This window comes from Streptomyces mabaensis (assembly GCF_053763515.1).
Genome location: NZ_JBSOPZ010000031.1, coordinates 26,889 through 50,875, shown reverse-complemented (window position 1 = coordinate 50,875; position 23,987 = coordinate 26,889). Strand labels below are relative to the sequence as shown.

21 protein-coding genes and 3 pseudogenes are annotated in these 23,987 nt (G+C 68.5%); 18 read left to right on the top strand and 6 right to left on the bottom strand.

Features of this window, described 5'->3' with window-relative positions:
- Positions 1 to 92: 92 nt before the first annotated feature.
- From ACWV17_RS25170 to ACWV17_RS25135, 8 genes and pseudogenes are all read left to right on the top strand, one after another.
- Positions 93 to 1,253, top strand: a complete 1,161-nt coding sequence (locus ACWV17_RS25170) for an aromatic ring-hydroxylating oxygenase subunit alpha (protein WP_455361506.1) — start codon at positions 93 to 95, stop codon at positions 1,251 to 1,253.
- 167 nt (positions 1,254 to 1,420) lie between these two features.
- Complete coding sequence (locus tag ACWV17_RS25165; RefSeq protein WP_455361505.1) at positions 1,421 to 2,551, top strand: polyamine ABC transporter substrate-binding protein; 1,131 nt, start codon at positions 1,421 to 1,423, stop codon at positions 2,549 to 2,551.
- A 1-nt stretch (position 2,552) separates the two neighbouring features.
- Positions 2,553 to 3,455 carry an ABC transporter permease gene (locus tag ACWV17_RS25160; RefSeq protein ID WP_455361504.1) on the top strand — a complete coding sequence of 301 codons (903 nt, stop codon included), beginning with the start codon at positions 2,553 to 2,555 and terminating at the stop codon, positions 3,453 to 3,455.
- Positions 3,452 to 4,381: an ABC transporter permease gene (locus ACWV17_RS25155; RefSeq protein WP_455361503.1), complete on the top strand. Its 930-nt coding sequence runs from the start codon at positions 3,452 to 3,454 to the stop codon at positions 4,379 to 4,381. Before ACWV17_RS25160 ends, ACWV17_RS25155 begins: the two co-directional genes overlap by 4 nt.
- Before the next feature lie 35 nt (positions 4,382 to 4,416).
- On the top strand, positions 4,417 to 5,496 hold the full coding sequence (locus ACWV17_RS25150) for an ABC transporter ATP-binding protein (protein WP_455361502.1): 1,080 nt from the start codon (positions 4,417 to 4,419) through the stop codon (positions 5,494 to 5,496).
- A gap of 46 nt (positions 5,497 to 5,542) precedes the next feature.
- Positions 5,543 to 6,856, top strand: coding sequence for a flavin monoamine oxidase family protein (locus ACWV17_RS25145; RefSeq protein ID WP_455361501.1), 1,314 nt, complete (start codon positions 5,543 to 5,545; stop codon positions 6,854 to 6,856).
- Positions 6,849 to 8,282 (top strand): aminobutyraldehyde dehydrogenase, encoded by a 1,434-nt coding sequence (locus ACWV17_RS25140; protein WP_455361500.1) that lies wholly within the window; start codon positions 6,849 to 6,851, stop codon positions 8,280 to 8,282. Before ACWV17_RS25145 ends, ACWV17_RS25140 begins: the two co-directional genes overlap by 8 nt.
- A gap of 248 nt (positions 8,283 to 8,530) precedes the next feature.
- Positions 8,531 to 9,028 (top strand): annotated as a pseudogene (locus tag ACWV17_RS25135) (integrase core domain-containing protein); the annotation flags it as partial.
- A 275-nt stretch (positions 9,029 to 9,303) separates the two neighbouring features.
- Here ACWV17_RS25135 and ACWV17_RS25130 read toward each other — a convergent pair.
- The gene (locus tag ACWV17_RS25130; RefSeq protein WP_455361499.1) at positions 9,304 to 9,711 is read right to left on the bottom strand and encodes a hypothetical protein; all 408 of its coding nucleotides are present in this window, start codon (positions 9,709 to 9,711) and stop codon (positions 9,304 to 9,306) included.
- 400 nt (positions 9,712 to 10,111) lie between these two features.
- A pseudogene (locus ACWV17_RS25125) lies at positions 10,112 to 10,498 on the bottom strand (ATP cone domain-containing protein); the annotation flags it as partial.
- A 275-nt stretch (positions 10,499 to 10,773) separates the two neighbouring features.
- Between ACWV17_RS25125 and ACWV17_RS25120 the strand changes: the two are divergent.
- The 4 genes from ACWV17_RS25120 to ACWV17_RS25105 all read left to right on the top strand — a co-directional run bounded on the left by ACWV17_RS25120 (position 10,774) and on the right by ACWV17_RS25105 (position 12,824).
- Entirely contained in the window at positions 10,774 to 11,058 is a 285-nt protein-coding gene (locus ACWV17_RS25120; RefSeq protein WP_455361498.1) for a hypothetical protein, read from the top strand.
- Entirely contained in the window at positions 11,055 to 11,453 is a 399-nt protein-coding gene (locus tag ACWV17_RS25115; RefSeq protein WP_455361497.1) for a hypothetical protein, read from the top strand. The genes ACWV17_RS25120 and ACWV17_RS25115 overlap by 4 nt, the downstream gene beginning before the upstream one ends.
- 189 nt (positions 11,454 to 11,642) lie before the next feature.
- Entirely contained in the window at positions 11,643 to 12,389 is a 747-nt protein-coding gene (locus ACWV17_RS25110) for a thioredoxin domain-containing protein (RefSeq protein ID WP_455361496.1), read from the top strand.
- Positions 12,390 to 12,515: 126 nt separating this feature from the next.
- The gene (locus ACWV17_RS25105; RefSeq protein ID WP_455361536.1) at positions 12,516 to 12,824 is read left to right on the top strand and encodes an ATP-binding protein; all 309 of its coding nucleotides are present in this window, start codon (positions 12,516 to 12,518) and stop codon (positions 12,822 to 12,824) included.
- A 93-nt stretch (positions 12,825 to 12,917) separates the two neighbouring features.
- Here the strand turns inward: ACWV17_RS25105 and ACWV17_RS25100 are convergent, their stop codons facing one another.
- Together ACWV17_RS25100 and ACWV17_RS25095 are read right to left on the bottom strand one after the other, a co-directional pair.
- On the bottom strand, positions 12,918 to 13,109 hold the full coding sequence (locus ACWV17_RS25100) for a hypothetical protein (RefSeq protein WP_455361495.1): 192 nt from the start codon (positions 13,107 to 13,109) through the stop codon (positions 12,918 to 12,920).
- A 720-nt stretch (positions 13,110 to 13,829) separates the two neighbouring features.
- Entirely contained in the window at positions 13,830 to 15,056 is a 1,227-nt protein-coding gene (locus ACWV17_RS25095) for a branched-chain amino acid ABC transporter substrate-binding protein (protein WP_455356892.1), read from the bottom strand.
- 502 nt (positions 15,057 to 15,558) lie between these two features.
- Here ACWV17_RS25095 and ACWV17_RS25090 point away from each other — a divergent pair.
- The 3 genes from ACWV17_RS25090 (at position 15,559) to ACWV17_RS25080 (ending at position 18,220) form a co-directional block, all read left to right on the top strand.
- On the top strand, positions 15,559 to 15,885 hold the full coding sequence (locus ACWV17_RS25090) for a hypothetical protein (protein ID WP_455356891.1): 327 nt from the start codon (positions 15,559 to 15,561) through the stop codon (positions 15,883 to 15,885).
- A 326-nt stretch (positions 15,886 to 16,211) separates the two neighbouring features.
- Complete coding sequence (locus ACWV17_RS25085; protein WP_455361494.1) at positions 16,212 to 17,027, top strand: NmrA family NAD(P)-binding protein; 816 nt, start codon at positions 16,212 to 16,214, stop codon at positions 17,025 to 17,027.
- A 461-nt stretch (positions 17,028 to 17,488) separates the two neighbouring features.
- Positions 17,489 to 18,220, top strand: a complete 732-nt coding sequence (locus tag ACWV17_RS25080; protein WP_455361493.1) for a hypothetical protein — start codon at positions 17,489 to 17,491, stop codon at positions 18,218 to 18,220.
- 493 nt (positions 18,221 to 18,713) lie between these two features.
- Here ACWV17_RS25080 and ACWV17_RS25075 read toward each other — a convergent pair whose 3' ends face one another.
- Positions 18,714 to 19,004 (bottom strand): hypothetical protein, encoded by a 291-nt coding sequence (locus ACWV17_RS25075; RefSeq protein WP_455361492.1) that lies wholly within the window; start codon positions 19,002 to 19,004, stop codon positions 18,714 to 18,716.
- A gap of 293 nt (positions 19,005 to 19,297) precedes the next feature.
- A pseudogene (locus ACWV17_RS25070) lies at positions 19,298 to 20,285 on the bottom strand (NAD-dependent epimerase/dehydratase family protein).
- Positions 20,286 to 20,521: 236 nt separating this feature from the next.
- On the opposite strand from ACWV17_RS25070, the gene ACWV17_RS25065 reads away from it, so the two are divergent.
- The 3 genes from ACWV17_RS25065 to istB all read left to right on the top strand — a co-directional run bounded on the left by ACWV17_RS25065 (position 20,522) and on the right by istB (position 23,980).
- A complete protein-coding gene (locus tag ACWV17_RS25065) occupies positions 20,522 to 21,487 on the top strand; it encodes a hypothetical protein (protein ID WP_455361491.1) in 966 nt (321 codons plus the stop codon).
- Positions 21,488 to 21,632: 145 nt separating this feature from the next.
- On the top strand, positions 21,633 to 23,231 hold the full coding sequence (istA, locus tag ACWV17_RS25060; RefSeq protein WP_455361490.1) for an IS21 family transposase: 1,599 nt from the start codon (positions 21,633 to 21,635) through the stop codon (positions 23,229 to 23,231).
- On the top strand, positions 23,228 to 23,980 hold the full coding sequence (istB, locus tag ACWV17_RS25055; protein WP_455361489.1) for an IS21-like element helper ATPase IstB: 753 nt from the start codon (positions 23,228 to 23,230) through the stop codon (positions 23,978 to 23,980). The genes istA and istB overlap by 4 nt, the downstream gene beginning before the upstream one ends.
- Positions 23,981 to 23,987 lie beyond the last annotated feature (7 nt).

Sequence of the window (23,987 nt, the reverse complement as noted above, 5' to 3'; positions counted from 1 at the left end):
TAGCGCGGGAGAGTTGGTTCGACAACGGTCCGCCGACCGCCCTTGGGCCGCCTCAACACCGATCGCCCCGTGCGGCATGGAGGAGTCAGCCGATGCAGCCCGAAGCCCCAGCAGCACCGCTGAACCAGCTCAACCAGGAGAGTCCCGGGCAGGCCCTGCCCGCCCGCTTCTACACCGACCCCGACACGGCCGCCGCGGAGACCCGGCGCATCTTCGCCAAGTCCTGGCAGCTCGTGTGCCATGAATCCGATCTGCCCGGACCGGGTGCCCGGCTCGCCGCCACCGTCGCCGACCGCGAGGTACTGGTGGTCCGGACCGAGGCAGGTGGGCTGGCCTCCTACCTGAATGTGTGCCGCCATCGCGGAACGCGCCTGGTCACCGCCCCAGAACCGGCCGGTAAGGCGATTCGCTGCCCGTATCACGGCTGGACGTACAAGCTCGACGGCAGCCTGGTCGGTGCTCCCGAGGCCCGGCAGATCCCTTGTTTGGACAAGCCCAAGCTCGGCCTGTTCTCCGTCCGGGTCGAGTCGTTCCTCGGTTTCGTCTTCGTCAACCTCAACCCGGACGCTGTACCGCTCGCCGAGCAGTGCGCCGGCCTTGCTGAAGCGGTCGGCCACTACGCCGGAACCGATCTGGTGCCGGTCGGCCGCAGCCGGATCCACGACCTGGTCGGTGCCGAGGTCCAGCAGGCCAACTGGAAGGTGGCCGTCGACAACTATCTCGAGGGCTACCACGTTCCGGTCGCCCATCCCGGGCTGATGCGGCTGCTCGACTACCAGAGCTACACCTGCGAGATCGAGAAGTCGTACGCGTTGTTCGCCTCGCCGCTGCGGGACAAGCCGTCCTCGAACTGGGCGGAACGCCTGTACCAGAGCATCGCCGCCCCCATGCCTGGACTGACCGAAACCGACCGCAGGGTCTGGCGGTATGCGGTGATCTACCCCAACACACTCCTCGACTTCTACCCCGACCATGTGCTTGCCTGGACCGCCATCCCGACGGCCGTGGACCGCGTGGCCGTACCCGGCGCGTTCTACACCCGCCGCGGGACCAGCCTGCGCACCCGCCTCGCCCGGCGGCTCAACATCCACATCGGCTGGATCACCAACGACGAGGACGCCGAGCTGGTGGCCCGGGTACAGAAAGGACTGACCACGCCGGGCTTCGAACCAGGGCCGCTGTCCCGCCGTGAGTCGGCGGTCGGCTGGTTCGCAGGCCGTGTACGAGCCGACCTCGACGGTGCGCAGCAGTGAGCCGCTCCCGCTCCAGTGATCCGCCCGAGCCGTTATGCCCCGCACCGTCCCCCCGACCCCCCCGCCCCGCACGGAGTCAGGGCATACGTGCACCCATTGCCCCAGCCCCGCCCTGCACTGCCCGTTCCCTTGCCGTCCCCCTGCGGCCCCTACGGAGAGGACCACCGATGTCCCCCGAGGCACCCTCAGTTTCCCGACGCTCCCTCCTGCGCGCAGGCACCGCTGCGGCCCTCGGCCTCACCGTCGCCGGCTGCGGATTCGCCACCGAAAAGCCGGCCGACATAGCGGTCACGGAAGCGCCGATCGACGTCAAGCCCGACGGCGACCTGGTCTATTTCAACTGGGCCGACTTCGTTGACCCGGCCGTCTTCGAGGGCTTCCAGAGGGAGTACGGCGTCAAGGTCATCCAGTCGAACTTCGACTCCATGGAGGGCATGGCCGCCAAACTCAACGCCGGAAACCGCTACGACATCATCTTTCCCACCGCGAAATGGGCGGAGCGCCTGGCTACCGGGGGCAAGTTGCACAGGATCGACCACGAGAGGCTGAAGAACGCCGACGCGGTGTTCGCCCACTACGACTACTTCGCCGACCCCTGGTACGACTCCAGCTCGGCGCACACCGTTCCGTTCACCATGTACAAGACCGGCATCGGCTGGCGCAAGGACCGACTCGGCGACGACCTGACAGGCTCCTGGGACGACCTGTGGAACGCCAAGGCCAAGGGCAAGGTCTTCGTCCTCGACGACCGCGACGAAGTCCTCGGCCTGGGCGCGCTCAAGCTCGGTCTCGACCTCACCACCGCCGACGCGGGCGACCTGGACCGCATCACCGACACGCTGCGCTCGCTGCGCCCCCATCTGCGCGGCTTCTCCAGCGACAGCTACAACAACCTGCTCAACGGCAACGCGAACATGACCCAGGCCTGGAGCGGCGACATGGCGGCCATGCTCGCCCAGGCGAAGGATCCCTCGGTCTTCGGCTTCGAAGTCGCGCGGGAGGGCGCCCCGGTCAACTCCGACTGCTACGCCATCCCCGCCAACGCCCAGCACCCCGGCACGGCGATGCTCTTCATCGACTACATGCTCCGCCCGGAGAACGTGAAGAAGAACATCGAATACATCGGCTATCCGATGCCGGTCCACGGCAGCGAGGACACCTACACCGCGCTCGTCGAGCCGTTCCCCGACTGCCTCGTCACCGCCGACGACCTCAAGGACGACCTCTACTTCCGCAACGGCACCTCGAAGGGCGAACAGGCCCGCGACGCCGCCTGGACCCATGTGAAGGCCGGCTGACATGGCACGACGCAATCGACCCGGGGCGTCCCGTCCCCGCACCGGACCGTCCGCCTCCGGCGCGCGGCTGTGGACCTGGCTGATGATCCCCGGCACCCTCTGGATGACCGGCTTCCTCCTCGCCTCACTCCTGCTGGTGGCCACCCTCGCGTTCGGCACCACCGACCCGCTGGGCAACCCGCAGTTCGGGCTGAACTTCGAGAACATCACTGCGCTGGCGGATCCCGCGTACCGGGCCGTGCTGCTCCGCTCCCTCGGATACGCGCTGCTCACCTGCGTCATCTGCCTGGTCGTGGCCTACCCGGTCGCGTACGCCATCGCTCTGCGCGGAGGACGTTTCAAGAACCTGCTGATCGCCGCGATCGTCGTCCCGTTCTTCGCCAACTACCTGGTGCGGATGTACGGATGGTCCGTCGTCCTCTCCGACGACGGCCCGCTGCTCAAAGCGCTGCGCGCCGTCGGACTCGCCGACGGCGGCACCAAGATCCTCCAGACCGGCGTGGGCGTCATTGCCGGGCTCGTCTACGGCTTCGTCGTGTTCATGATCATTCCGCTGTACGCGGCACTGGAGCGCATGGACACCTCGCTGATCGAGGCGGGTCGCGACCTCTACGGAGGGCCGCTGCGGACGTTCTTCTTCGTCACCGTTCCCGCCACCCGGCAGGGAGCGGCGGCCGGTTGCGTCCTGGTCTTCCTGCCCGCCATGGGCGACTTCGTCAGCGCCCAGCTCATGGGGGGACCCGACCAGATAATGATCGGCAACCTGATCCAGGACAAGTTCTTCCAGGGCCAGAACTGGCCGCTCGGCTCGGCACTCACCATGCTCCTGATGGCAGTCCTGTTCATCGGAATGCTCGGCTACCTCCGGCGCACCCGCAAGGACGAGGCGGAGGCGACCCGATGACACTCCGCCCGACCCTCAAGCCGCAACGCCGCCCCGCCCCCGCCCCGGCCCGAGCCCCGGCCCCACGTACGGACCGCCGCCAGGCCCTCCGCCGGGCACCTCGACCGCGGCGCCGTGGAGCCGACCGCAGTCCCCGCTTCGCCGTCGCCGTCACCGCCGCGTTCTTCGCACTCCTCTACCTCCCCATCGGCGTCGTCGTCCTCTTCTCCTTCAACTCCCAGAAATCCCTCACCGTCTTCCAGGACTTCAGCCTCCGCTGGTACTCGGCCTTCTTCCGCGACGAAGTCCTGCTCGACTCGCTCGGCATGAGCCTGCGGGTGTCCCTGGTGGCCATGGCCGGCTCCCTGATCCTCGGAGTGGCCCTCGCCCTGGGCCTGGTCCGCAGCCGCAGCCGCCTGGGCTCCTTCGCGGGCCTGGTCATGCTCGTCCCGCTGATCACCCCGGAGATCGTCACCGGCGTCGCGGCGATGCTCCTCTTCAAGGGCATGGGCATCACCCTGTCCACCGGCACCGTGATGCTCGCCGAGATCACCTTCTCCATCTCCTACGTGACGGTCATCCTGCGCTCCCGGATCGCCGCCCTCAACCCGGAGGTCGAGGAGGCCGCGATGGACCTCGGAGCCACCCGCTGGCAGTCGCTGCGCCTGGTCACCCTGCCCGCCCTGCTGCCCAGCATCCTCGCCTCCGCGGTGCTGATCTTCGCCCTCGTCTTCGACGACTTCGTCCTCGCCTACTTCACCACCGGCGTCGACCCTCAGCCGCTGTCCGTACGCATCTACTCGGCGATCCGGTTCGGCGTGCAGCCCACCATCAACGCCGTCGGCACCCTGATGCTCGCCGGATCCATCGGCCTGATCGCCCTCGCGCTTGCGATCCCGCGTCTGTTCGGCCGTCGCGGCGGCCTCGATCTGCTCTCCGGGAAGTGACACCCGTGACAACGACCACCACCACCACGACAGACATGGCAACGACGGACGCCACCCCCGCCGTCCGGCTCGACAGCGTCAGCAAGAGGTACGCAGACTCCTACGCCGTCCGCGACGTCAGCCTGGACATCGCCCCCGGCGAGTTCTTCTCCCTCCTCGGTCCCTCGGGCTGCGGCAAGACCACCTCGCTGCGGATGATCGGCGGCTTCGCCGACCCCACCGCCGGCACCGTGCTGCTCGGCGGCGAAGACGTGACCGCCCTCCCGCCCAACAAGCGCAACGTCAACACCGTCTTCCAGAGCTACGCCCTGTTCGACCATCTCTCGCTCGCCGACAACGTGGCCTTCGGTCTCAAGCGCAAGGGCGTCGGTCGTGCCGAGATCCGAGAACGGGTCGCCACGATGCTGGAGTTGGTACAGCTCGGCGGCTTCGCCGACCGCAAGCCCGGTACCCTCTCCGGCGGCCAGCGCCAGCGGGTCGCCCTGGCCCGCGCACTGGTCAACCGCCCCCAGGTATTGCTGCTCGACGAACCGCTGGCCGCCCTCGACCTCAAACTCCGCCGCCAGATGCAGGTCGAGCTCAAGCAGATCCAGCGCGAGATCGGCATCACCTTCGTGTTCGTCACCCACGACCAGGACGAGGCGCTGACCATGTCGGACCGGGTGGCGGTGATGAACGGGGGCCGCGTCGAGCAGTGCGGCACGCCCGAGGATGTCTACGAACGCCCGGCCAGCAGCTTCGTCGCCTCCTTCATGGGCACCTCCAACCTCGTCGCCGGTACCTACCGCGGTGGCGAGGTCCTCATCGAGCAGGGCCCCGCCCTCCCCGTCGGCCCCCGCGCCGGTGTCACGGACGGCAGCGCGGTCAGTCTCTCGATCCGGCCCGAGAAGATCTGGCTCTCCGACTTCGAGCCGGGGATGGCCAAGGTGAGTGGAGTGGTCCGGGAGACCGTCTACTCCGGCCCGACCACCACATATCTCATCGAACTCGCGCCTGGCGTCACCGTGTCCGTACTGGAGCAGAACACCGCCCGCTCCCGTATGGAGGACCGCTGGAGCGGCGGCGAAGCCGTCGAGATCGGCTGGAAACCCGAACACTGCCTGGTCCTCGACTGACGGGCCCCCCGCGCCGGAAGTCCTCCTCAGACCGAAGGAACATCCCATGAACCACGACGTCATCGTGCTCGGCGCCGGCCTCGCCGGGCTCGCCGCCGCACGGGACCTGGCCGCAGGCGGAGCCGACGTGCTCGTCCTCGAGGCCCGAGACCGGGTCGGCGGACGCGTCGAACAGGCAGAACTCCCCGACGGCCGTCTCGTCCAGCTCGGCGGTGAAGTGGTCGGCCGGGCCCACACCGCCTACCTCGCCCTGGCCGCGGAACTCGGCCTCACCCTCATCCCCAGCTATGTCGCCGAGCCCGGAGCCATCGCCCGCGCCACCCCGGAAGGAGTTTCCGCCGGAGACCCGCCGCACTGGTTCGGCCCCGGCGACGAAGCCTGCCACCTGCGGGTCACCGCCGTCTTCACCGCGCTTGCCCGGACCGTCGACCCGGACGATCCGTGGTCCCACCCCGACGCCGCGGCCCTCGACCGGCTGTCCGTCGGCGAGTGGCTGCGGGCCGAGGGGGCGACCCCGGCCGTCGTACGCCTCTGGGAGATCGGCCAACTCGCCCTGGCGAGCGGCTCGTACGACCGGACCTCCTTGCTTGCCGCCCTGCGCAAGCACGCCGCCGTACCCGGCCTCGGCCACTACGAGTACGAGGCATGGGAGGGCCTGCGGGTAGCCGAGGGATCGGCGACAGTGGCTCTGCGCATGGCAGCCGGGCTCGGCGACCAGGTACGGCTCGGGGCGGCCGTTGATGCGATCGCCGTACGGCCTGGCAGCTGCACGGTACGCCTCGCCGGAGGGGAGTCCCTCTCCGCCGGAGCCGTCGTCAGCGCCCTGCCCGTCGGCCCGTTCCGCACGGTCACCGTCACCGGTGTCTCCGACGAGCGCCTCGCATCGCTGCACTGGCAACGCCAGGCAGTCGCCGCCAAGTTCGCCGCCGCGTACGACAAGCCGTTCTGGCGCAGCCGCGACCTCAACGGCCTCTCGGAATGCGAAGGGATCCTCGGCAGCACGTGGCCGCAGAACGAGGGGATCCTCTCCGCCCTCATCCCGCCCGAGCGCTACGGCGTACTGCTCGGCATGCCCGACCATCTGCGCGAACGCGAACTGCTCTCCGACATCGCCCGACTCTACGGCGAGGAGGCTCACCGGCCGCTCACCTCGTACCTGCGCATGTGGGGCACCGACCCATGGACCCAGGGATACGTCACCCAGTGGACCCCCGGCGACGTCATGGCCGTCGGCCCCCTGCACGGAACCCACGAACCGCCCTTCTACGTCTGCGGATCCGACCAGTGGGTGGCCGGCTACATGGAAGGCGCCATACGCACCGGACGTACCGCGGCCAGTGAGGCGCTGCGCCGTGGCTGAGACCCGTACGGATGACGCGGTGCTCAACCACATCGGGGGAGCGGACCTCCCCGCCGCCTCGGGCGAGGTGATGGAGCTGACCAATCCCTCCACCGGCGAGGTGCACCGCGGTGCGCCTCGCTCCGGCCGGGCCGACACGGACGCCGCCTGCGAGGCGGCGGCAGCGGCCTTCGAGTACTGGTCCACGACCACTCCGGCAGTACGGCAGCGTGCCCTGTTGAGCATCGCCGACGCGATGGAGGCTCGGGCGGACGATCTGGTGACGGCGGAGGTCGGGGACACCGGCAAGCCCCCGGAGCTGTTCAAGGCAGAGGAACTGCCGGCGATCATCGACACGCTGCGCTACTTCGCAGGAGCGGCGCGGAACCTGCCGGGCGCCGCCGCGGCCGAGTACACCAAGGGCCGCACCTCGCTGCTGCGCCGCGAACCGGTCGGTGTCTGCGCCCAGATCACCCCCTGGAACTACCCGCTGATGATGGCGGCGTGGAAGATCGCCCCGGCGATCGCGGCCGGCAACACGACCGTGCTCAAGCCGGCCGACACCACGCCCTCGTCGTCCGCGCTGCTGGCCCGGATCGCGGCCGAACACCTGCCTCCGGGCGTGCTCAACGTCGTCTGCGGCGGCCGTGACACCGGCCGTGCGCTCACCGCCCACCACGACGTCAGGCTGATCGCGGTCACCGGCAGCGTCCGGGCGGGCCAGGAGATCGCGGCCGCTGCGGCTGCCGACCTCAAGCGCGTCCATCTGGAGCTCGGCGGCAACGCCCCGGTCATCGTCCACGACGACGTGGACATCGAGGCCACCGCCGCGGAACTCGCCGCGGTCGCGTACTACAACGCCGGTCAGGACTGCACCGCTCCCACTCGGCTCCTGGTCCACCACGGTGTTCACGCCGCGTTTCTCGCCGCGTTCGCCGCCTGTGCGGAGAAGCTGTGCACCGCCGCACCGGGCGAGCCGGACGCCGACTACGGTCCGCTCAACAACGCGACCCAGCTCGCCTCGGTGCAGGCCATGCTGAGCCGCCTGCCGGAACACGCCGAGATCGTCACTGGGGGTGCACGGGTCCGGCGGCCCGGCTTTTTCCACGCGGCCACCGTCGTCGCCGGCGTGCGTCAGAATGACGAGATCGTGCAGGAGGAGATCTTTGGCCCCGTCGTCACCGTGCAGCGGTTCACGGACGAGGCCGAGGCGCTGCGACTGGCCAACGACGTCCGGTTCGGTCTCGCGGCCAGTGTGTGGACCGCGGATCACGACCGCGCCATGCGGGCAACCCGGGCGCTCCACACCGGAATCGTCTGGGTGAACACCCACGGCACCACCGTGTCCGAGATGCCACACGGCGGAGTCAAGCACTCCGGCTATGGCAGTGATCTCTCCCTGGCCGGCCTGCTGGACTACACCCAGGTCAAGCACGTCATGGTCTGACGCCCGGCGGAGGCCACTGACCGCGAGAGCGTTCAACCTGTCCCGCTCCACGACCAGAGCGGTTGTCTCGGCGGCGCACCCGTCGAGACAACCGATCCGGCCAACGACCGCGGTGTGGCCCGGTCGGTCAAGTCCAGGAGTGCATCACATGCTTGATGCGGGCGTTGTCCTCCAGACCGTACTTCGACAGGTCCTTTGCCGTAGCCGGAGTGCTCGAACCCGTCATGAGGCATCTCCGAGGCCACACATGCCGCCCGAAAGGGCCCGGACAGCCGCGCACCGTGCGCTCCATCCACGTCCTGGTCCTGCGCCTGGCCCGCGAGAATCCCGCGTGGGGCTACCGGCGCATCCACGGCGAACTCGCCATCCTCGGGATCAAGGCCGCTGCCTGACCGCGACGCGAAGTTCCCCGCACTCTTCGACACGGTCCTCGCCGACGCGGGCATCGAAGTGGTGCTCTCCGGCGTACGGATGCCGAGAATGAACTCGATCATGGAGAGCCGGGTGCAGACCTGCCGCCACGAGCTCCTCGACCGCACCCTGCTCTGGAACCAGCGGCATCTTCTCCACGCACTGCGCGAGTTCGAACAACACCACAACTCGGACCGCCACACCAGGCCATGCAGCAGGGCGCCCCGCTACGGCCAGTCCCCGAACCAATCACCGGCCCCGACCGGATCGCCCGCCTCGACATACGCCGGCATGACCGGCTCGGCGGCGTCATCGAGTGCGGATGCTCTCAATGACGGGGATGCGACGGCTGTCAGTGGGGATGCGACGGCGACGGGCGGTACGGCAACGGGCGGCGGCGCCTGAGTAAGGCCTGAAGTCGGGTCTGAAAGAGGGGGGAAGTTACGGGCTGGGGCCACACGCACGCCCCCCGGGATGTGCCGGGGGGCATGCGTGGCCTGGTGTGGGCGGCGGATGCCGCGGAAGGTTGGGGGCCTTCTGCGGCATCCGCCGTTTGTGTGTGGCCGGCCCCCGGGGGGTGTGTGTCCGAGGGGTGGGGGCGGCCCGGGGGTTACTTGCCGAGCTTCTTCTTGAGGTCTTCCTTGAACTGCTTCTTGTCGACGATGCCGCCCTTGGCGTCGACGTCGCCGGAGGAGGCGATGGTGTCGCCGGTGTTGGTAGCGCTGGCGTCGGCATTACCGCTGGTGGCGTCGCCGGTGGTGCACTTGATGCGGCAGCCGTTGTTGTTGCCGGAGGTGGCGCTGCCGGTCCTGGCGTCACCGCCGGCGGTGTTGGTCTCGGCGGTGGCATCGCCGCTGGAGCCGACGCCGTCGGCGCTGTCGTCCATGGGGGTGAGGGTGACGGCGTGCTGCGGGGCGGGTGCGGCCATGGCGGTGGCCGGGAGGGCGAGTCCGCCGCCGGCGAGGGCGAGGGTGGCGGCGGCGAGCACGATGCGGCGGGAGGAGGAACGCTGGGTCATCGGAATTCTCCATTCGGCATGGCGGGTATTAAGTGAATTGGTCCCGCAGGGAAAGGTGGGTATTCATTTCGGCCTCGTGTTTCTTGGGGGTTTTTCTGGTGGGGCCGTGCTTCAAATAAACCCTGTGGGGAAGGTCGCGTCATGCCACCGCTATACGTGGCTTGACGCCGGCAATTGATGTTGGTAAAAGGTGCCGTCCGGGCCCGGGCGGTGGCCGGCGGGCCGGTGCGGTCTGCGGCTCCTGCTGGAGGCGGCCACGCCCCGACCTCCCAGCGGCTCCGCAGGGACCTCGCCTCGTCCAGAGGCACGGGATCCGTCGGGGCCGGGTCGCGCGGGAGTGCCCTTGCGTCGTTTTCCTCACGGGCTTCGTCCTTTCCTTCGTGAATGTCCGCTGGCGGCGCGCAGCGCCGACCGGTGGGTCTGTTGTGGTGCGGCCGGCCGGGCCGGGGAGTGCAGGCTGCTCCCGCAGCTCCGTGATGGCGGCCTGAAGTCTTCGAGCGAGTCGGACGCTCGGTACACGGACGCGAAACGCAGGTACGCGACGAGGTCGAGCTCCTGCAACGGGCCGAGTATGGCCAGCCCCACGTCGTGGGTGATCAGTTCGGCACTCCGGTGGCGCGCACCGCCTCCACGACCCGCTGGCCGAGCTGGGCGACGGCGTCCTCGGTCACCGCCATCCCTGGCACGCCTTGCGCCCGCCCGAGATGACCTTGGTACGGCTGAAGGTTTCCCTCACGCCGCTGCGCTTGATCACCATCAGCCAGGCGGTCTCCACCGTGGTGAAGCGGTGCTGATGGCACTGGAGCGCAAGGGATTCCTGTGCGGCGCCCTTCGACCTGGAGGGCCCTGTCCGGCTCCCGACGCCGCACCGCACATCCCCGGCGCGTGCCGTGAAGCAGCCGGCTCGAGACGAACCGGGCAAGACCGCCGTTCCTCGAGGGGAACCGCCGCGCGCCTTCCCTCGGCGCCCTCGACAGGGGGCGAACCACCGAGGGAGGCGCTGCTCCGGGCGGCCCGATGCCGCTCAGAGCCGAGGGGCTGTAGGTGCCTTATAGTGGCGCTATGGCTTCGACGACGATTCAGGTTCCGCGGGAGACCCGTGATCATCTCGCCGAGCTCGCGAAGGAGCGCGGTCTGAGCCTCGGACAGCTGGTGGAGGTGCTGGCTGCCGAGCATCCGACCGCCGCGCAACGTGCTGAGCGGCTTGCTGCGGACCGGGAGACGGTGCGCCGCATGCTCGGCGTCGCCATCAGCGACCAGGAGTTCGACCAGGCCCCCGACATCCTCGGCAACATTTACAAGATCGCCGCAGAGAAGGCCCGTACGGCCCGGGACACAGCTACGTGATCATCCTCGACACCAGCGCCGTCCAGGCCCTCGCTGACGGCCACACAACGCTCAGCCTCCTCGCGGGCAACATGGCCCGCACACCCGGCGAGCAGCTGCGCATCCCGGCCCTGTGCCTGATGCAGGCCGAAGCCGACGACCACGAGACCGCCCGGCGCGTCCTGGCGTTCTCCTCCGTGGCCGTCGATCCTCTGGACACGGTCGCCTCCGTCAGCGTCGGCACGATGATCCGCGATGGCTACGGCGGCCCCGACACCTGCCATGCCCTGTACTGCGCCCTGCCACGCCCCGAGTCCACTGGTATGTCGATTCTGCTGACCGGCAACGAGGACGCCTACCCGCCCGGTGTCATCGCCGTCGACATCGACTCGCCCGGCATGCTGGGTTTCCACTGACGGACGGGCACGCACCCGCCGAACGCACTGGCATCTCGCCGAACCCCGACCGTCGTCGGCGTGGACCGCATCCATGGCCGGTCTCCTTCGCTCACAGCCGCGGCCCCGGGGGAACGCCCGGTGGGCACTCAATGCCGGTGCGGTTCTCGCGCGCACCCTCTAGAGTCCTCTTGATCCAAGGGGGGATACATGAAGGTGAACCGTGGTGGGAGACGGCTGGCCGCAGCCGTGGTGACGGGTGTGCTGGGACTGTCGCTGGCCGGATGCGGCAAGGCCGCCGTGTCGTCGGAGCCGGTGGCCGCCTATGCCGGATTGGAAGAGCTTCCCGAGAAGCTCGGTGCAGACGGCACGAGCATCACGGTGGGGGATCCCGAGGCGCCGGTGACGGTGCGCCTCTACGAGGATCCGCGTTGCCCCGTGGTCGAGGAGTTCGAACTGACCGGTGGCGCCTCGGTCCTTCGTGCCATGACCGAGCGCCGCGAGGTGAGGACCGAGTACACCTTCGCATCCTTCAGGGACGACCGGTTGGGCGGGAGCGGTTCGAAACGGGCGGTCAACGCCCTTCGCGCTGCTCTGGAAGAGGACAAGTTCGCCGAGTACCACGCGGTCCTGTTCCGGCATCAGCCCGAAGGCGCTGTCGATGGATACACGACTGCGTTCCTGCTGGAGCTGGCCGGCAAGGTCGAGGGCCTGCGGAGCCCGGCCTTCGACTCCGCCGTCACGACCATGCAGTACCGCACCTTTGTCACGGAGTCCGAGAAGGCGTACGAGCAGGCCGGGGGAGAGGACCCACGCGGCCCGGGAACGCCCACGGCAGTCATCAACGGCAAACAGCTGCCTGAAGACTCCTTCTGGCTCCTGTTCGACAAGCCGCTGTTCGAACGGCTGCTCACAGACATCCAGCGGCGGCCCTGGGAGTGGGCATCCGGCTCCTGACCCATGGCCAACGATAGTGCTGACGCCATCGATCACGTCAGCGGCGGGTGAGGGTGGTGAATCCGGCGTCACTTCCGGTGGCGAGCGTGCGGCCGTCGGGGCTGAACGCCACCGCAAGCGACGCACATTGCGCAGGCACTCGGCCACCTCGCCGTCCGCGAGGGCGCCCCACGTCCGCTTCGCCAAGAGCAGCCGCGTCCTTGCAGACTCGTCGGCGGACACGCGGACCGCACCTGGGAGAAACGGATCCGCGAACTGGTCCGCCCCGACGACCTCATCCTCTACGACTTCGCGATGCGCCAGCTGAACGCAACCCAGGCTGACGACCTCTACGAGCTGGTCAGCGAGCGGCAGGGAAGGTCTCTGATCATCACCAGCAACCGGGCGCCCAGTGACTGGTATCCCCTCTTCCCTAACCCCGTCGTCGCCGAGTGACTTTCTGGACAGGCTGATCAACACTAGTCACCAGGTCATCATGAACGGCCCCAGGTACCGCCCGAACGAGCGCCCCAAAAGCAATGACCCGGGTCAGTCCCACCAGTTGAACATCAGCTCGCCGACCGTGCTGGGACGCCAATAACGCGCCTGTTCCAGCTCTGCTTCGGCGAGCTCGCTGGTGTCAGCCGCGGCCAACGGCATGCCCAGTTCTTCGACGTCCAGCAGCCGGAAGCCGCCCAGCTCAAATGCGTCCGCCCACGCCGGTGGGGATGTGAAGTCCACCAGAGGCGCACCAGCCTGCGGAGGACTCGCCACAAAGGCAACGACCGGGAGTACCTCGTGGCACAGGACGGCCGACCGAATGCCTGGGGCGGTGATCAGAACCGTATGGAAACTCGGCGTGACTCCAGCCGGAGTCACTTCGCCGACCGTGGCCCGAATCGACCGGGCCACCGCATGGCAGGCGGTCTTGAAGGCCCTGACGTCCACCTGCGGCAGCGGGGCATCGCCTTGCCCCCAGAACCCGGTGGCTCCTCGCGCGACACGGATCAACGCACGACTCAACTCTCATTCCGTCCGTCAGGTCCGACAAGGATGCCATGCGACCGAGCCAAGCGATCACCCACCTCTGCCACCCTCCGGAGTCCTCTCCGGGGGCCCGAGGGCGGGGAATTCAAAGAGCCTCATCAACGTAGGACACCTCCTCAAGATCGTGGCCGGGGGTTGCCTTGAGCTGTACTGAGATTTGTGGAGTCCGTCTCCTGGGCGGCGATGCCGCTGGTCGCCATCTCCACCTTGCACGCCGGCACGTCGAGGTCGGTCTGCTGAACACCGCCACCTGGGCCCCTGGCTGATCATTCGACGAGGCCGGGCTGGTCCCTCCGTACAGAAGGAAGCAGCCCAGCCTCGTTCCGGACTGCGGTGGATGATCAGCGCCTGCGCAGGCCCGGAAGGCGAGCCGCAGCCGGACAGCGGCGGGGTGATGTGCGACCGCGCGGTCGGTCAGCCTCCGAACGTGCCGGTGGTCTCCGCCTTCCACGCACCGCCCGTGACCTTGTAGACGGTGAGCTGCTTGTTGGTGGCGTCGCCGTATTCGTCGAAGGAGACCTTGCCCGTAACTCCGTCGAAGGAGACGTTCTGCAGGGCCTCGGTGACCTTGGCACGGGCGTCGGAGGGCAGCTTGCCGTCCTTGGCCACGACCTTCACCGCCTGGATGATCGCCCAGGCCGAGTCGTAGGAGAAGCCACCGTAGGCTCCGTACGCCTCCTTGTACCCGGCCGCTTTGTAGTCCTCGATGAACTCCTTGGCGGAGGGCAGGTTCTCCACGGGCGCGCCTACGGACGTGGCCATGTCGCCGTCGCCGCGGGCGCCGGTGAGTTTGAGGTACTCGTCGCTGTAGATCGCGTCGCCGCCGATGAGCGGGATCGCTGCGCCCGACTTCTTGACCTGCGCGCTGAGCGGGCCGGCCACCGGGTACTCACCGCCGTAGTAGACGACATCCGCCCCCGAGTTCTTGATCTTGGTGGCCACGGAGCCGAAGTCCTTGGCCTCCGGGTTGACGTGATCGGTGCCGACGACGGCGCCGCCGAGCTTCTTGAAGTGGGCGGCGAAGGTCGCGGCCAGGCCGGCGCCGTAGGTCTTCTTGTCGTCGACGACGAAGACCTTCTTCTTCTTGGCCGTGTTGTACAGGTACTCCGCGGCGAACGGACCCTGGATGGCGTCCGTGGTCGCGGTCCGGAAGTACGTCTTGAACGGCCGAGCCTTCTCGCCTGTTTCCCACTTGTCGCCCTGGGTGAGGGCGGGGTTGGTGTTGACCGAGACCTCGGACACCTGGGCGACGTCGAAGACCTTCTGCATCGACTGGGCCACGGAGGAGTTCAGCGGGCCGACGACTCCGAGGACGCTCTTGTCGGCGACGAGCTTGGTGGCGTTCTGCTGGCCAGAGGAGGGCTGCGCCTGGTCGTCGAGAGCCTTGATCCTGAAGGTGACGCCGGGCACCTCCTTGGTCTTGTTGGCCTTCTTGACGGCAAGGTCGACCGAGTTCTTCATGCCGAGGCCGAGAGCGGAGAGCTCCCCGGTCAACGGCGCGTCGAAACCGATGGTGACGACGGTGGAGCCATCGCCCGAGGCGTCGTCGGCCTTGCCTGCGTCACGGGAGCCGCACGCCGTGAGCGAGAGTGCTCCGGCGGCAAACGCGGCGGTGACGGCTATGAGAGAGCGGTTGCGCACGATCGGTCCTTTCCCCTTCGAGGCGCCGACCGCGTTGTCGGGGCCGATGATTGGTCCTCTGGCGCGGCGGCTGGCGTGACTCTAGAGGCGTCCACCGAAACCAGCAGAGGGGACGAACCGATGTGATTCTCTTGTTATGGCGCTGCTCAGGCGCAGGAATTCCCTTGATGAGGCCGGTTCCGCGGTGACCATGCGGCGGTGGAGCGTGTCAGTGGACACCGCCTGGCGGGCGGAGTGGCGGCTGCCCGGTCGGGCCCTCAGCAGAGATGCGGCCCTGGCTCCGGAGTCGCCGCCCGCAGAAGCAGGGGCAGCGACTGCAGCCTCGTCGGCAACCACGGCCGATCTGAACGTCAACCCCGAGACGCTGCGCCTGAGTGGCGCGACTGGCGGCGCTGAACCCGGTCACCAAATGGTTGGAGAACCCGCAGGGATGAGGGCGGGTCCGCGCACATCGCCATCCCGCCCCACACCTCACGCCACTCGAAGATTGAAGGAGAATCACATGCAAGTCCATCGCCGGAACAGCTGCCGCCGCGATTTGGCAACCGCTGCGGACGCGTTCGCGGCATGGCTCCTCGACCGGATCGGCAACCGGCTCTTCGGGGCCGCCGACGAGTCGACCACCGAAGAACTGAGTACGGCGTGGACACGGGTCCGGTCGAAGCCGGGACGACTGTCGACCAGGACCAGCGACGAGTGGAGCCGGATCCAGTCATTCATGGGGTTCAGCGGCTTCGGCTGGTTCATGGCCAGTGCCCTCATCGGCGTTCTGTTCTTGGTTATTCCAGTCCCCAGCTGGGCCGGCACGCTGGCTCATATCGGACCCTGATCACGGTCTCGCTGACTACCGGACTCGCGGTGACGCGTCTGGCCGTACACTTCGCGGCCACCGCAGCAATCTCCCAGCAGATTTCACGCCTCCTCGCCCGCACCCATGCCGCCGATCCGGCGATGCGGGCCTGCCCGGAGACGATCTACCGGGCCCTGTTCGCCAGCGTGCACGATGTTCCCTCAACTGCGGGCGAGGTCAGGCCCGCTGGGATGCGGGGACGACTCCGCCACGGATGCCTAATGCGGACGGTACCTGTCCGCAAGGGGTGTCATCGTGCGCGTGCGGCCGGGAAGAACGGCGACGAACGACGTGGGGAGACTGGCATGACGTTTCTGGTGGCGGGCGCGACCGGCACGGTCGGGAGGCAGGTCGTTGCGGCGCTGCGGGAGGCTGGTGCGCCGGTGCGGGCGCTGACCCGGCAGCCCGGGGCGGCGACGTTCGGTCCGGGGGTCGAGGTCGTCGGCGGCGACCTTACCGACGCGGCGTCGCTGGCGTCGGCGCTGCACGGCGTGACCGCCGTGCACCTGATCAACTTCGGGGGCGACGACTACACCCCGCTGGAGAACGGCGGGGAGTTGGTGGCGATGATCGAGGCGGCGGGGGTGCGCCGGGTGACCATGCTGGCCGGCTGGTCGGAGTCGACTCTGGAGCCAGCCGTGCGGGCGTCCGGTCTGGCGTGGACCACGGTGTCGCCGACCGAGATCATGGCCAACGCCCTGGAGTGGGCGGACGAGGTGCGCCACGGACGGGTCGAGCGGCCGTACGGGGACTCGCGCACCGCGATGGTGCACGAGGGGGACATCGGCGCGGTGGCTGCAACGGCGCTGCTCGAGGACGGGCACGCCGGTGCGGAGTACCTGCTGACCGGCCCGGAGCGGCTTTCGCTGCGGGAGAAGATCGCCGCGCTGGGCTCGGCGGTCGACCGGCAGGTGGAGTTCGTGGAGCTGACGCCGGACCAGGCGCGTGTAACGATGCGGGCGCAGGGCGTGCCGGAGCACATGATCGACTTCCAGCTGGAGGTGTTCGCCGACCCGCCAGCCGAGTACAACACCCCGAACGGCGTGGTCGAGAAGGTGACCGGACGTCAGGCGCGCACCTTCGCGCAGTGGGCCCAGCAGAACGCCGCTGCGTTCCGCTGAGCTTGTCCTACCTTCCAGACGTGGGTTTGAGGCGGTCATTCGTAAGATCGTCGGGCCCCAGGGGTTCTGGGTTTGGGTGTCAGCTTGTCGCCGTCTGATGGCTCACATGTTGGCCGCCCGGAGCCCCGCGACGACTCGACCGCTAATTGGGATATGCGACTCGATCACTTCGTAGGACAACGTCGGCGAGGTCGTCTGCGGGACTGCTGTTGGAGGACGAGATGACGGAGGTGACCGTGCCCCAGATCTGGGCCGACGTGGACATCGGCAAGGAACACCACCACCGCGCATGCCGACGAGAAGGGCGACTGTGACCACCCAGCGGCCGAATTGACCAGTGCGTGCCAACCGTCGGTGAGGACGCTCTGCCCGAATGAAGTCAGAGTTCGCCCTCGGCGAGCGTCCGGAGCGGCCCACTCGGGTGCAGAGGCCGTCGGCTCGCCGCTCTTCTCGCCGGTGCCTTGGTACTTTCTGGCTCCGTCCTCATCGCCGCTCCTGCGGCGTACGCGGCGGAGACCGGTGTGGAGATCAAGAAGGTCTCCGTGAACGCCGGTAAGGCCGTCGTGTTGGGCACCTCGCGGACGGAGTCGTTCACCATATCGGCGACCGCGTCCGACGATTCGGGGATCAGCCACAGCGGCCACCGGTTCCTGGGCATCGACCGCGAAGTGGGGGACGACTACTGGACGTTCCACGGCACGCCGACGTGCACCACTTCCAGCGCCACCACTTTGACGTGCAAGCTCACCGTCCGGCTTGAAAGTGACATCGACCTGCCGCGCAACGCCCTCGCGGGACCGTGGAAGGTGAACGTCCAGCTCACGTCCAAGGACGGCGACTACTACGGGGACACCTACGGCACGCACCCTGTCCAGCGGCGCTCCACGCTCAGCGTCAACGCCTCGCCCGAGCCGGTCACCAAGGGTAAGACGATCACGGTCACGGGCAAGCTGGCCCGCGCCAACTGGGACAGGTACGTCTACGCGGGCTACACCAACCAGTCCGTACGGCTCCAGTTCCGCCCGAAGGGCATCACCGCGTACACGACCGTCAAGACCGTGACCAGCGACGGGACGGGCAACTTGAAGGCCACCACTACGGCCCGCGCCGACGGGTACTGGCGCTGGAACTTCGCCGGCACGTCCACCACGCCGGCGGTCGCGGCCGCGGGCGACTACGTCGACGTGCGCTGACGCGTCAATCCCCGTGACCCCCTGGGCGGCAGCGGTTAAGCCGCGCCGCCCAGGGGAGCGAGCAGTTGGGGCACGCGGGCGTCGCCGTTGATCCGCCGACGGGCTCCTGGGAATTCTGTTCACGGGCGGCCAGGCCCGCGTCCACGTTCTCCTGGACGCTAACCTCACCACGGCCGATTTCGGCCCGGAGGCGTACGAGCAGTTCACCGCCTGCATCCTGGGCGCTGCACCACCGACACCTGGCGCAGGCTCGCCCCGATGGCCGGCCCCGCCGCCCCCAAGACCTGGCACCCGGGCGGCGTCCACGTCGTCCAGGACGGCACGGCGCGGGAGACGCAGGTGCTCAACCTGACCGGCGAAGAAGCCACGCGAGCGCGCCACCGACCTGATCTTGCCCGCTCCGGACACACCACGGGCACCGGGGGATCAGCCATGACATCCCCGGGGCCCAACTCTTGGGGTCGCATCGTTCAACGACGCCGCTACACCGGCGTCACGCGCTGGCCGGCTGCGGCACTTCGAGGGCGTCGGCCACCTTCCGCGCCATCGCTGCCACCTGCGGCGGGAGGTAGGGGTCCAAGGAGTCGACCTCGTCGCAGAGCTTGGCGCGCAGCCCGTACAGGCACGCCTCGGTGAACAGCTTCTGCGGGTCCTCCTCGGGCCTCTGCGCTTCCTCCGCCTGATGCTGGCCCCGGCCGTACAGCATCCGCAGCGCTCCAGCCTCTTCACTGCCCGCCGGGGGCCGCCTCGCCCAGCAGACCGGCCAGGTGCGCCCGGTCGTCATCCTGGGGCCCGTCGGCCCGGCTCTGCTGCTGACTGAGCTGCAGGTAGCCCTGGGGGTGTCCGGTGCCATGCCGATGTGCTGGCAGTACGCCGCGACCAAGAAGCTCACGGCGCGGGCCCGTACCGCCTGGCCCCAGGTGGTCGCCGTGCACGTCCGCCACCGCGGCCAGTTGTCCGGGGTACAGGCTTATCTGCAGAGCCGAGTACGGCCTCAAGTGAAGAAGGGGCCGTACGCCATGACGCCGGGGCTACCTGACAGCCAGCCGGTCTTCGGGGAGAACGGCCGGGCTGACGTCAGCCGAGAGTGTCGAGCAGTTCCCGCTCGCGCTGGGCGCTGAGGCCAGCACGTCGTGCCCGGTCCAAACCCTGGTCGCTTTCCCACAGCAGCGCGTCGGTCAGCAATTCCGCCCGAGGGCGGTGATGCAGCCCGGCTGCACGCGATGCGGAGCCGTTCCGGGCCGACCATCCCTCCCAGCCCGGCTTGACCAGCCACATTGGCAGCGACTCGGGCCCCAGGTACTGGGCCACTCCGTTTGCGAGCAGCCATGCCGAGTCGGCGGTGACCACCGGCCCGGTGTGCCCGCCAATGGCGCGGGACAGCTCGATCCACTCTCTGAACGGAACGACCGGACCGACAGCATCGTAGGTACCGATGCTCCTCGTCTCCGCGGCGTCGAGCAGCCAGGCGGTGAGGTCGCGCACGTCGACTGCCTGTGTCGGCATGGCTGGTGCATCGGGAACCAGCATCGGCCCTTGCGGATCACGTGCGGCACGGGCCACCCAGTAGCCGGATCGTCCGCTGTGATCGCCGGGGCCGCCGATGAGGCCGGCCCGCGCGATGATGAGGCGGTCGCCCACGACGGCCATCGATGCCTGCTCGCAGGCGACCTTCGCCTCGCCGTACAACTCGCGACCGACCTTGCTTCGGTCGGTCGGAGCAAGGAGTGCCGCGGATTCGTCCGCGTCCGGCGTGGCATGGGAGGCGTAGACGTTGACAGAGGAGACGTACGTCCAATGCCTGGCTCTGTCGCCCAATGCCTCAAGCGCCTCACGAACGAAGCCGGGCTGCCATGACACCTCGATGACCGCGTCCCACTCCCGGTCGAGCAGTGGCTTGTAGACGGACGGATCACGCCGGTCAGCGGTCACCAACCCTGCTCCCTTTGCCACTGCTCCACTTTCACCGCGAGCAAGGCAGGTCACCTGATGGCCGCGCTCAATCGCTTGCCGTGACACCTCCCGGCCCCACCCATGCCGTTCCGCCCAGAACCAAGATCTCCATCCCGACACCCAAGCACCGCGCACACCGAGGGAAAGGTGGGTTCGCCGAGAGCGGATCTCCAGCCGTGAACCACCCGAGCGATGTCTGCAAGCTGGAACTGTGCATCGCGGGGGGCATCGCCCCTCGCCCTGGCCCCCGGCCGGCCAGGAAGGCCGGCACCCCCAGGACGCTCTGGACGCAACCACCGCACGTCAACCCTCGAAGGACTTCCGGAACCGACCACTAAGGTCGCGTCCATGACGAGGACCACGCCTCGGCGCCCTCTCGATGTCGAGGCGCTCTTCCCGGAACTGGCCGCCTTCCGAGGGACGACAACTCGGCTTCATCCGCGGCCGGGCAGACCAGATCTGTCGGCCAGTTCCGTGGGCGGTCCCATGCTGTGGCCGACGGACGAGCCGTGGCCAGTGTGCGGCGAGGCCCATGGCCGCGGGCGTGGTCAACGACCGGCCGACATCCGCCGCTATCGGCAGGTTCTGGCTTCCGCATGGGCCCGCGAGCAGGTCCCCGGCCCGACGGATGAGGAACGGAAGCTCCTGGGCGAGCTGCGCCGGGAGCACCGGATCCCCGGGGCATCCGAGACCGACCCGCTGCCGATGATCGGCCTCGCCCAGCTGTACCGGCGGGATGTGCCGGACCTGCTGGCTGGGCCGGGCGACAGCGATCTGCTTCAAGTGTTCTGGTGCCCCTTCAACGCGCACGGCCCGGGCCGGTACGACCTGGAGCTGCACCTGCGCTGGCGGCGGTCGTGGCAGGTCGGCGAGGTGCTGAACGCGCCGCCGCAGCCGCTGCTCGTGGGATCCGATGGCTTCGTGCCCGAGCCCTGTGTGCTGCACCCGGAGCAGGTGGTCACCTACCCGTTTGCCGGCCTTTTGCCCGAGGAACTGTGCGCCCGGATCGATGCATGGGAGAAAGCCCTTGAGGAGGATGTCGAGCAGTCGGCGGACGAAAGCACAGCGGAGCCGCTCGGCTACCAGTACGACTTGTCCATCCCGCCCGGCTGGCGCGTGGGCGGCTTCGCCTCCTGGCACTCGACCGATCCGTACCCTATGGATTGTCTGACCTGCACGACACCGATGCACCTGCTGCTGACCATCGACAGCTCGGAATGGGACGGCGGCAGCGGCAGCTGGAAACCGCTGGAGGACCAGAACCTGTCGACGCTCAAGTTTTTCCCCAGGTTGGGCGGTTTGAGCGTCATGTAATTACCCATCCCGAATTCTCCTAATTGGCCATGGGTAGCGCGGAGGTCGGGATCGAGGGACCTGGTCGTCGCGGAGCTGCTCATGTTCCTCGTCCCGTGGTTCGGATGGCCGATGGGCAGCCCGGATGGCGAGGAGAACGTTCGTCGTGGTCGACATCACCGAGATCTACGTCCACTGGTACGCGGGCCGCTCGAAGAGCGAGCTGGCCGCGTCGCTGGGGGTGGACCGCAAGACGGTCAGGAAGTACCTGGCCCCGGCGGAAGCGGCTGGGATCAGCCCGGGCGGCCCGCCGATGAGTGAGGCGGACTGGTCGAAGCTGATCAAGGAGTGGTTCCCCGGGCTCATCGACAGAAGGCTCAGGCAGGTGACCTGGCCGGATATCGACCAGCACCGCGACTACATCAAGAGCCTGCTCGGGACGGTGACCGTCTCGACGATCCACCAGCGGCTCCGTGACGAGCACAAACTGCAGGTGTCGATCTCCTCGTTCCGTCGCTGGGTGCATGCGACGCTTCCGGACGAGGTGGCGAAGTCGCAGGTCACCGTATTGCGCGACGACATCGAGCCCGGATCGGAGGCCCAGATCGACTACGGCTTCCTCGGGCAGTGGATCGATCCGCGGACCGGCAAACGCCACCGGGTCTGGGCGTTCGTGATGGTGCTGCCGTGTTCGCGGCACATGTTCGTCCGGCCGGTGCTGCACCTGGACCAGCACGCGTGGACGGAAGCGCACGTCGCGGCCTTCCGCTACTTCGGCGGCGTCCCGCGCCGGCTCGTCCCGGACAACCTCAAGACCGGTGTCGACAAGCCCGACCTCTACGACCCGAAGATCAACAAGGCTTATGCCGAGCTCGCCACGCACTACGGCGCGTTGGTCGATCCGGCCCGGGCAGCGAAGCCGAAGGATAAGCCGCGGGTCGAGCGGCCGATGCCCTATGTCCGCGACTCGTTCTGGCGAGGCCGGGAGTTCACCTCGATCGAGCACATGCAGGTTGAGGCAGTGACCTGGAGTCAGCAGGTTGCCGGGCGGCGGAAGTGTCGGCCGCTGGGCGGGGCCGCCCCGATGGCCGTGTTCGACGCGTTGGAGGCGGCTGAAATGCTGCCTTTGCCGCCGACTCCGTTCGTGCTGGCCCGCTGGTCGACTGCCACGGTCGGCCCGGACATCCACATCAGGGTCGGCCGCACCCTCTACTCGGTGCCGTGGAAGCTGATCGGTCGCCGCGTCGACGTCCGCTCGACCGCCACGATGGTCCAGGTCTTCCACGAAGGCCAGCTCGTCAAGACCCACACTGCCCTTGAACAGGGGAAACGCACGGACAGGAGCGACTATCCGCCGGAGAAGATCGCCTTCCAGATGCGGACGCCGGTCTGGTGCCGCAGCCAGGCGTCCGAGGTCGGTGACGCCTGCCGCGAGGTCGTCGACCAGTTGCTGGAGGTCAACGTCCTCTATCGGCTCCGCGCTGCCCAGGGGGTCCTCGGGCTGCGGAAGAAGTACGGCGAGACACGGCTGGAGGCCGCCTGCGCGAGGGCCATCGCGGTCGGCGACCCGTCCTACCGCACCATCAAGGGCATCCTCATCGCCGGCACCGAGACCGACCCCGAGCCCGAGACCAGCGGAGACGCCGGGGCCGCGGCCTTCCTCCACGGCCCCGCCCGGCTCTTCGCCACCGTCGCGACCTCCGACACGACGGACGACGACCATGATGACCAGGTCCACGACGAAGCCGAGGTGGAAGCCCGATGACCGTGATGGACGCCGCCCTGCGGGAGTCGCTCAAGGCCCTGCGACTGTCCGGCATGCTGGAAACCCTCGACGCCCGCCTCGCCCAGGCCCACGGCGGTGAACTCGGCCATCTCGACTTCCTCCAGGTCCTCTGCCAGGACGAGATCACCCGCCGCGAGACCGTCGCTTTCCAACGGCGCCTGCAGCGAGCCAAGTTCGAGCAGCAGGTCACCCTGGAAGAGTTCGACTTCACCGCCTCATCGAAACTGCCCGCGGCACAGATCCGTGACCTCGGCGCCCTGCGCTGGCTCCACGCCGGCGAGTCGGTCATCCTCTTCGGCCCCGTCGGCGTCGGCAAGACCCACATCGCCCAGGCCCTCGGTCACCTCGCAGTCCGCCAGGGCGCCCACGTCCGCTTCGCCAAGACCAGCCGCATCCTCGCCGACCTGGCCGGCGGCCACGCGGACCGCACCTGGGAGAAACGGATCCGCGAACTCGTCCGCCCCGACGTCCTCGTCCTCGACGACTTCGCCATGCGACAGCTGTCCGCGGCCCAGGCCGACGACCTCTACGAACTCGTCTCCGAGCGGCAGGGACGCTCGCTGATCATCACCAGCAACAGGGCACCCAGCGACTGGTATCCCCTCTTCCCCAACCCCGTCGTCGCCGAGTCCCTCCTGGACCGGCTCATCAACACCAGCCACCAGGTGATCATGAACGGCCCCAGCTACCGCCCGAACAAGCGGCCCAGGAACACTACCGACAAATAGGCTAAGT

Coding starts and splice junctions, on each gene's coding strand:
- ACWV17_RS25170 (WP_455361506.1), top strand. CDS start 93: ATGCAGCCCGAAGCCCCAGCAGCACCGCTGAACCAGCTCAACCAGGAG.
- ACWV17_RS25165 (WP_455361505.1), top strand. CDS start 1,421: ATGTCCCCCGAGGCACCCTCAGTTTCCCGACGCTCCCTCCTGCGCGCA.
- ACWV17_RS25160 (WP_455361504.1), top strand. CDS start 2,553: ATGGCACGACGCAATCGACCCGGGGCGTCCCGTCCCCGCACCGGACCG.
- ACWV17_RS25155 (WP_455361503.1), top strand. CDS start 3,452: ATGACACTCCGCCCGACCCTCAAGCCGCAACGCCGCCCCGCCCCCGCC.
- ACWV17_RS25150 (WP_455361502.1), top strand. CDS start 4,417: ATGGCAACGACGGACGCCACCCCCGCCGTCCGGCTCGACAGCGTCAGC.
- ACWV17_RS25145 (WP_455361501.1), top strand. CDS start 5,543: ATGAACCACGACGTCATCGTGCTCGGCGCCGGCCTCGCCGGGCTCGCC.
- ACWV17_RS25130 (WP_455361499.1), bottom strand. CDS start 9,711: ATGACCCAGCGTTCCTCCTCCCGCCGCATCGTGCTCGCCGCCGCCACC.
- ACWV17_RS25120 (WP_455361498.1), top strand. CDS start 10,774: ATGGCTTCGACGACGATTCAGGTTCCGCGGGAGACCCGTGATCATCTC.
- ACWV17_RS25110 (WP_455361496.1), top strand. CDS start 11,643: ATGAAGGTGAACCGTGGTGGGAGACGGCTGGCCGCAGCCGTGGTGACG.
- ACWV17_RS25090 (WP_455356891.1), top strand. CDS start 15,559: ATGCAAGTCCATCGCCGGAACAGCTGCCGCCGCGATTTGGCAACCGCT.
- ACWV17_RS25085 (WP_455361494.1), top strand. CDS start 16,212: ATGACGTTTCTGGTGGCGGGCGCGACCGGCACGGTCGGGAGGCAGGTC.
- ACWV17_RS25075 (WP_455361492.1), bottom strand. CDS start 19,004: ATGACGACCGGGCGCACCTGGCCGGTCTGCTGGGCGAGGCGGCCCCCG.
- ACWV17_RS25065 (WP_455361491.1), top strand. CDS start 20,522: ATGACGAGGACCACGCCTCGGCGCCCTCTCGATGTCGAGGCGCTCTTC.
- istB (WP_455361489.1), top strand. CDS start 23,228: ATGACCGTGATGGACGCCGCCCTGCGGGAGTCGCTCAAGGCCCTGCGA.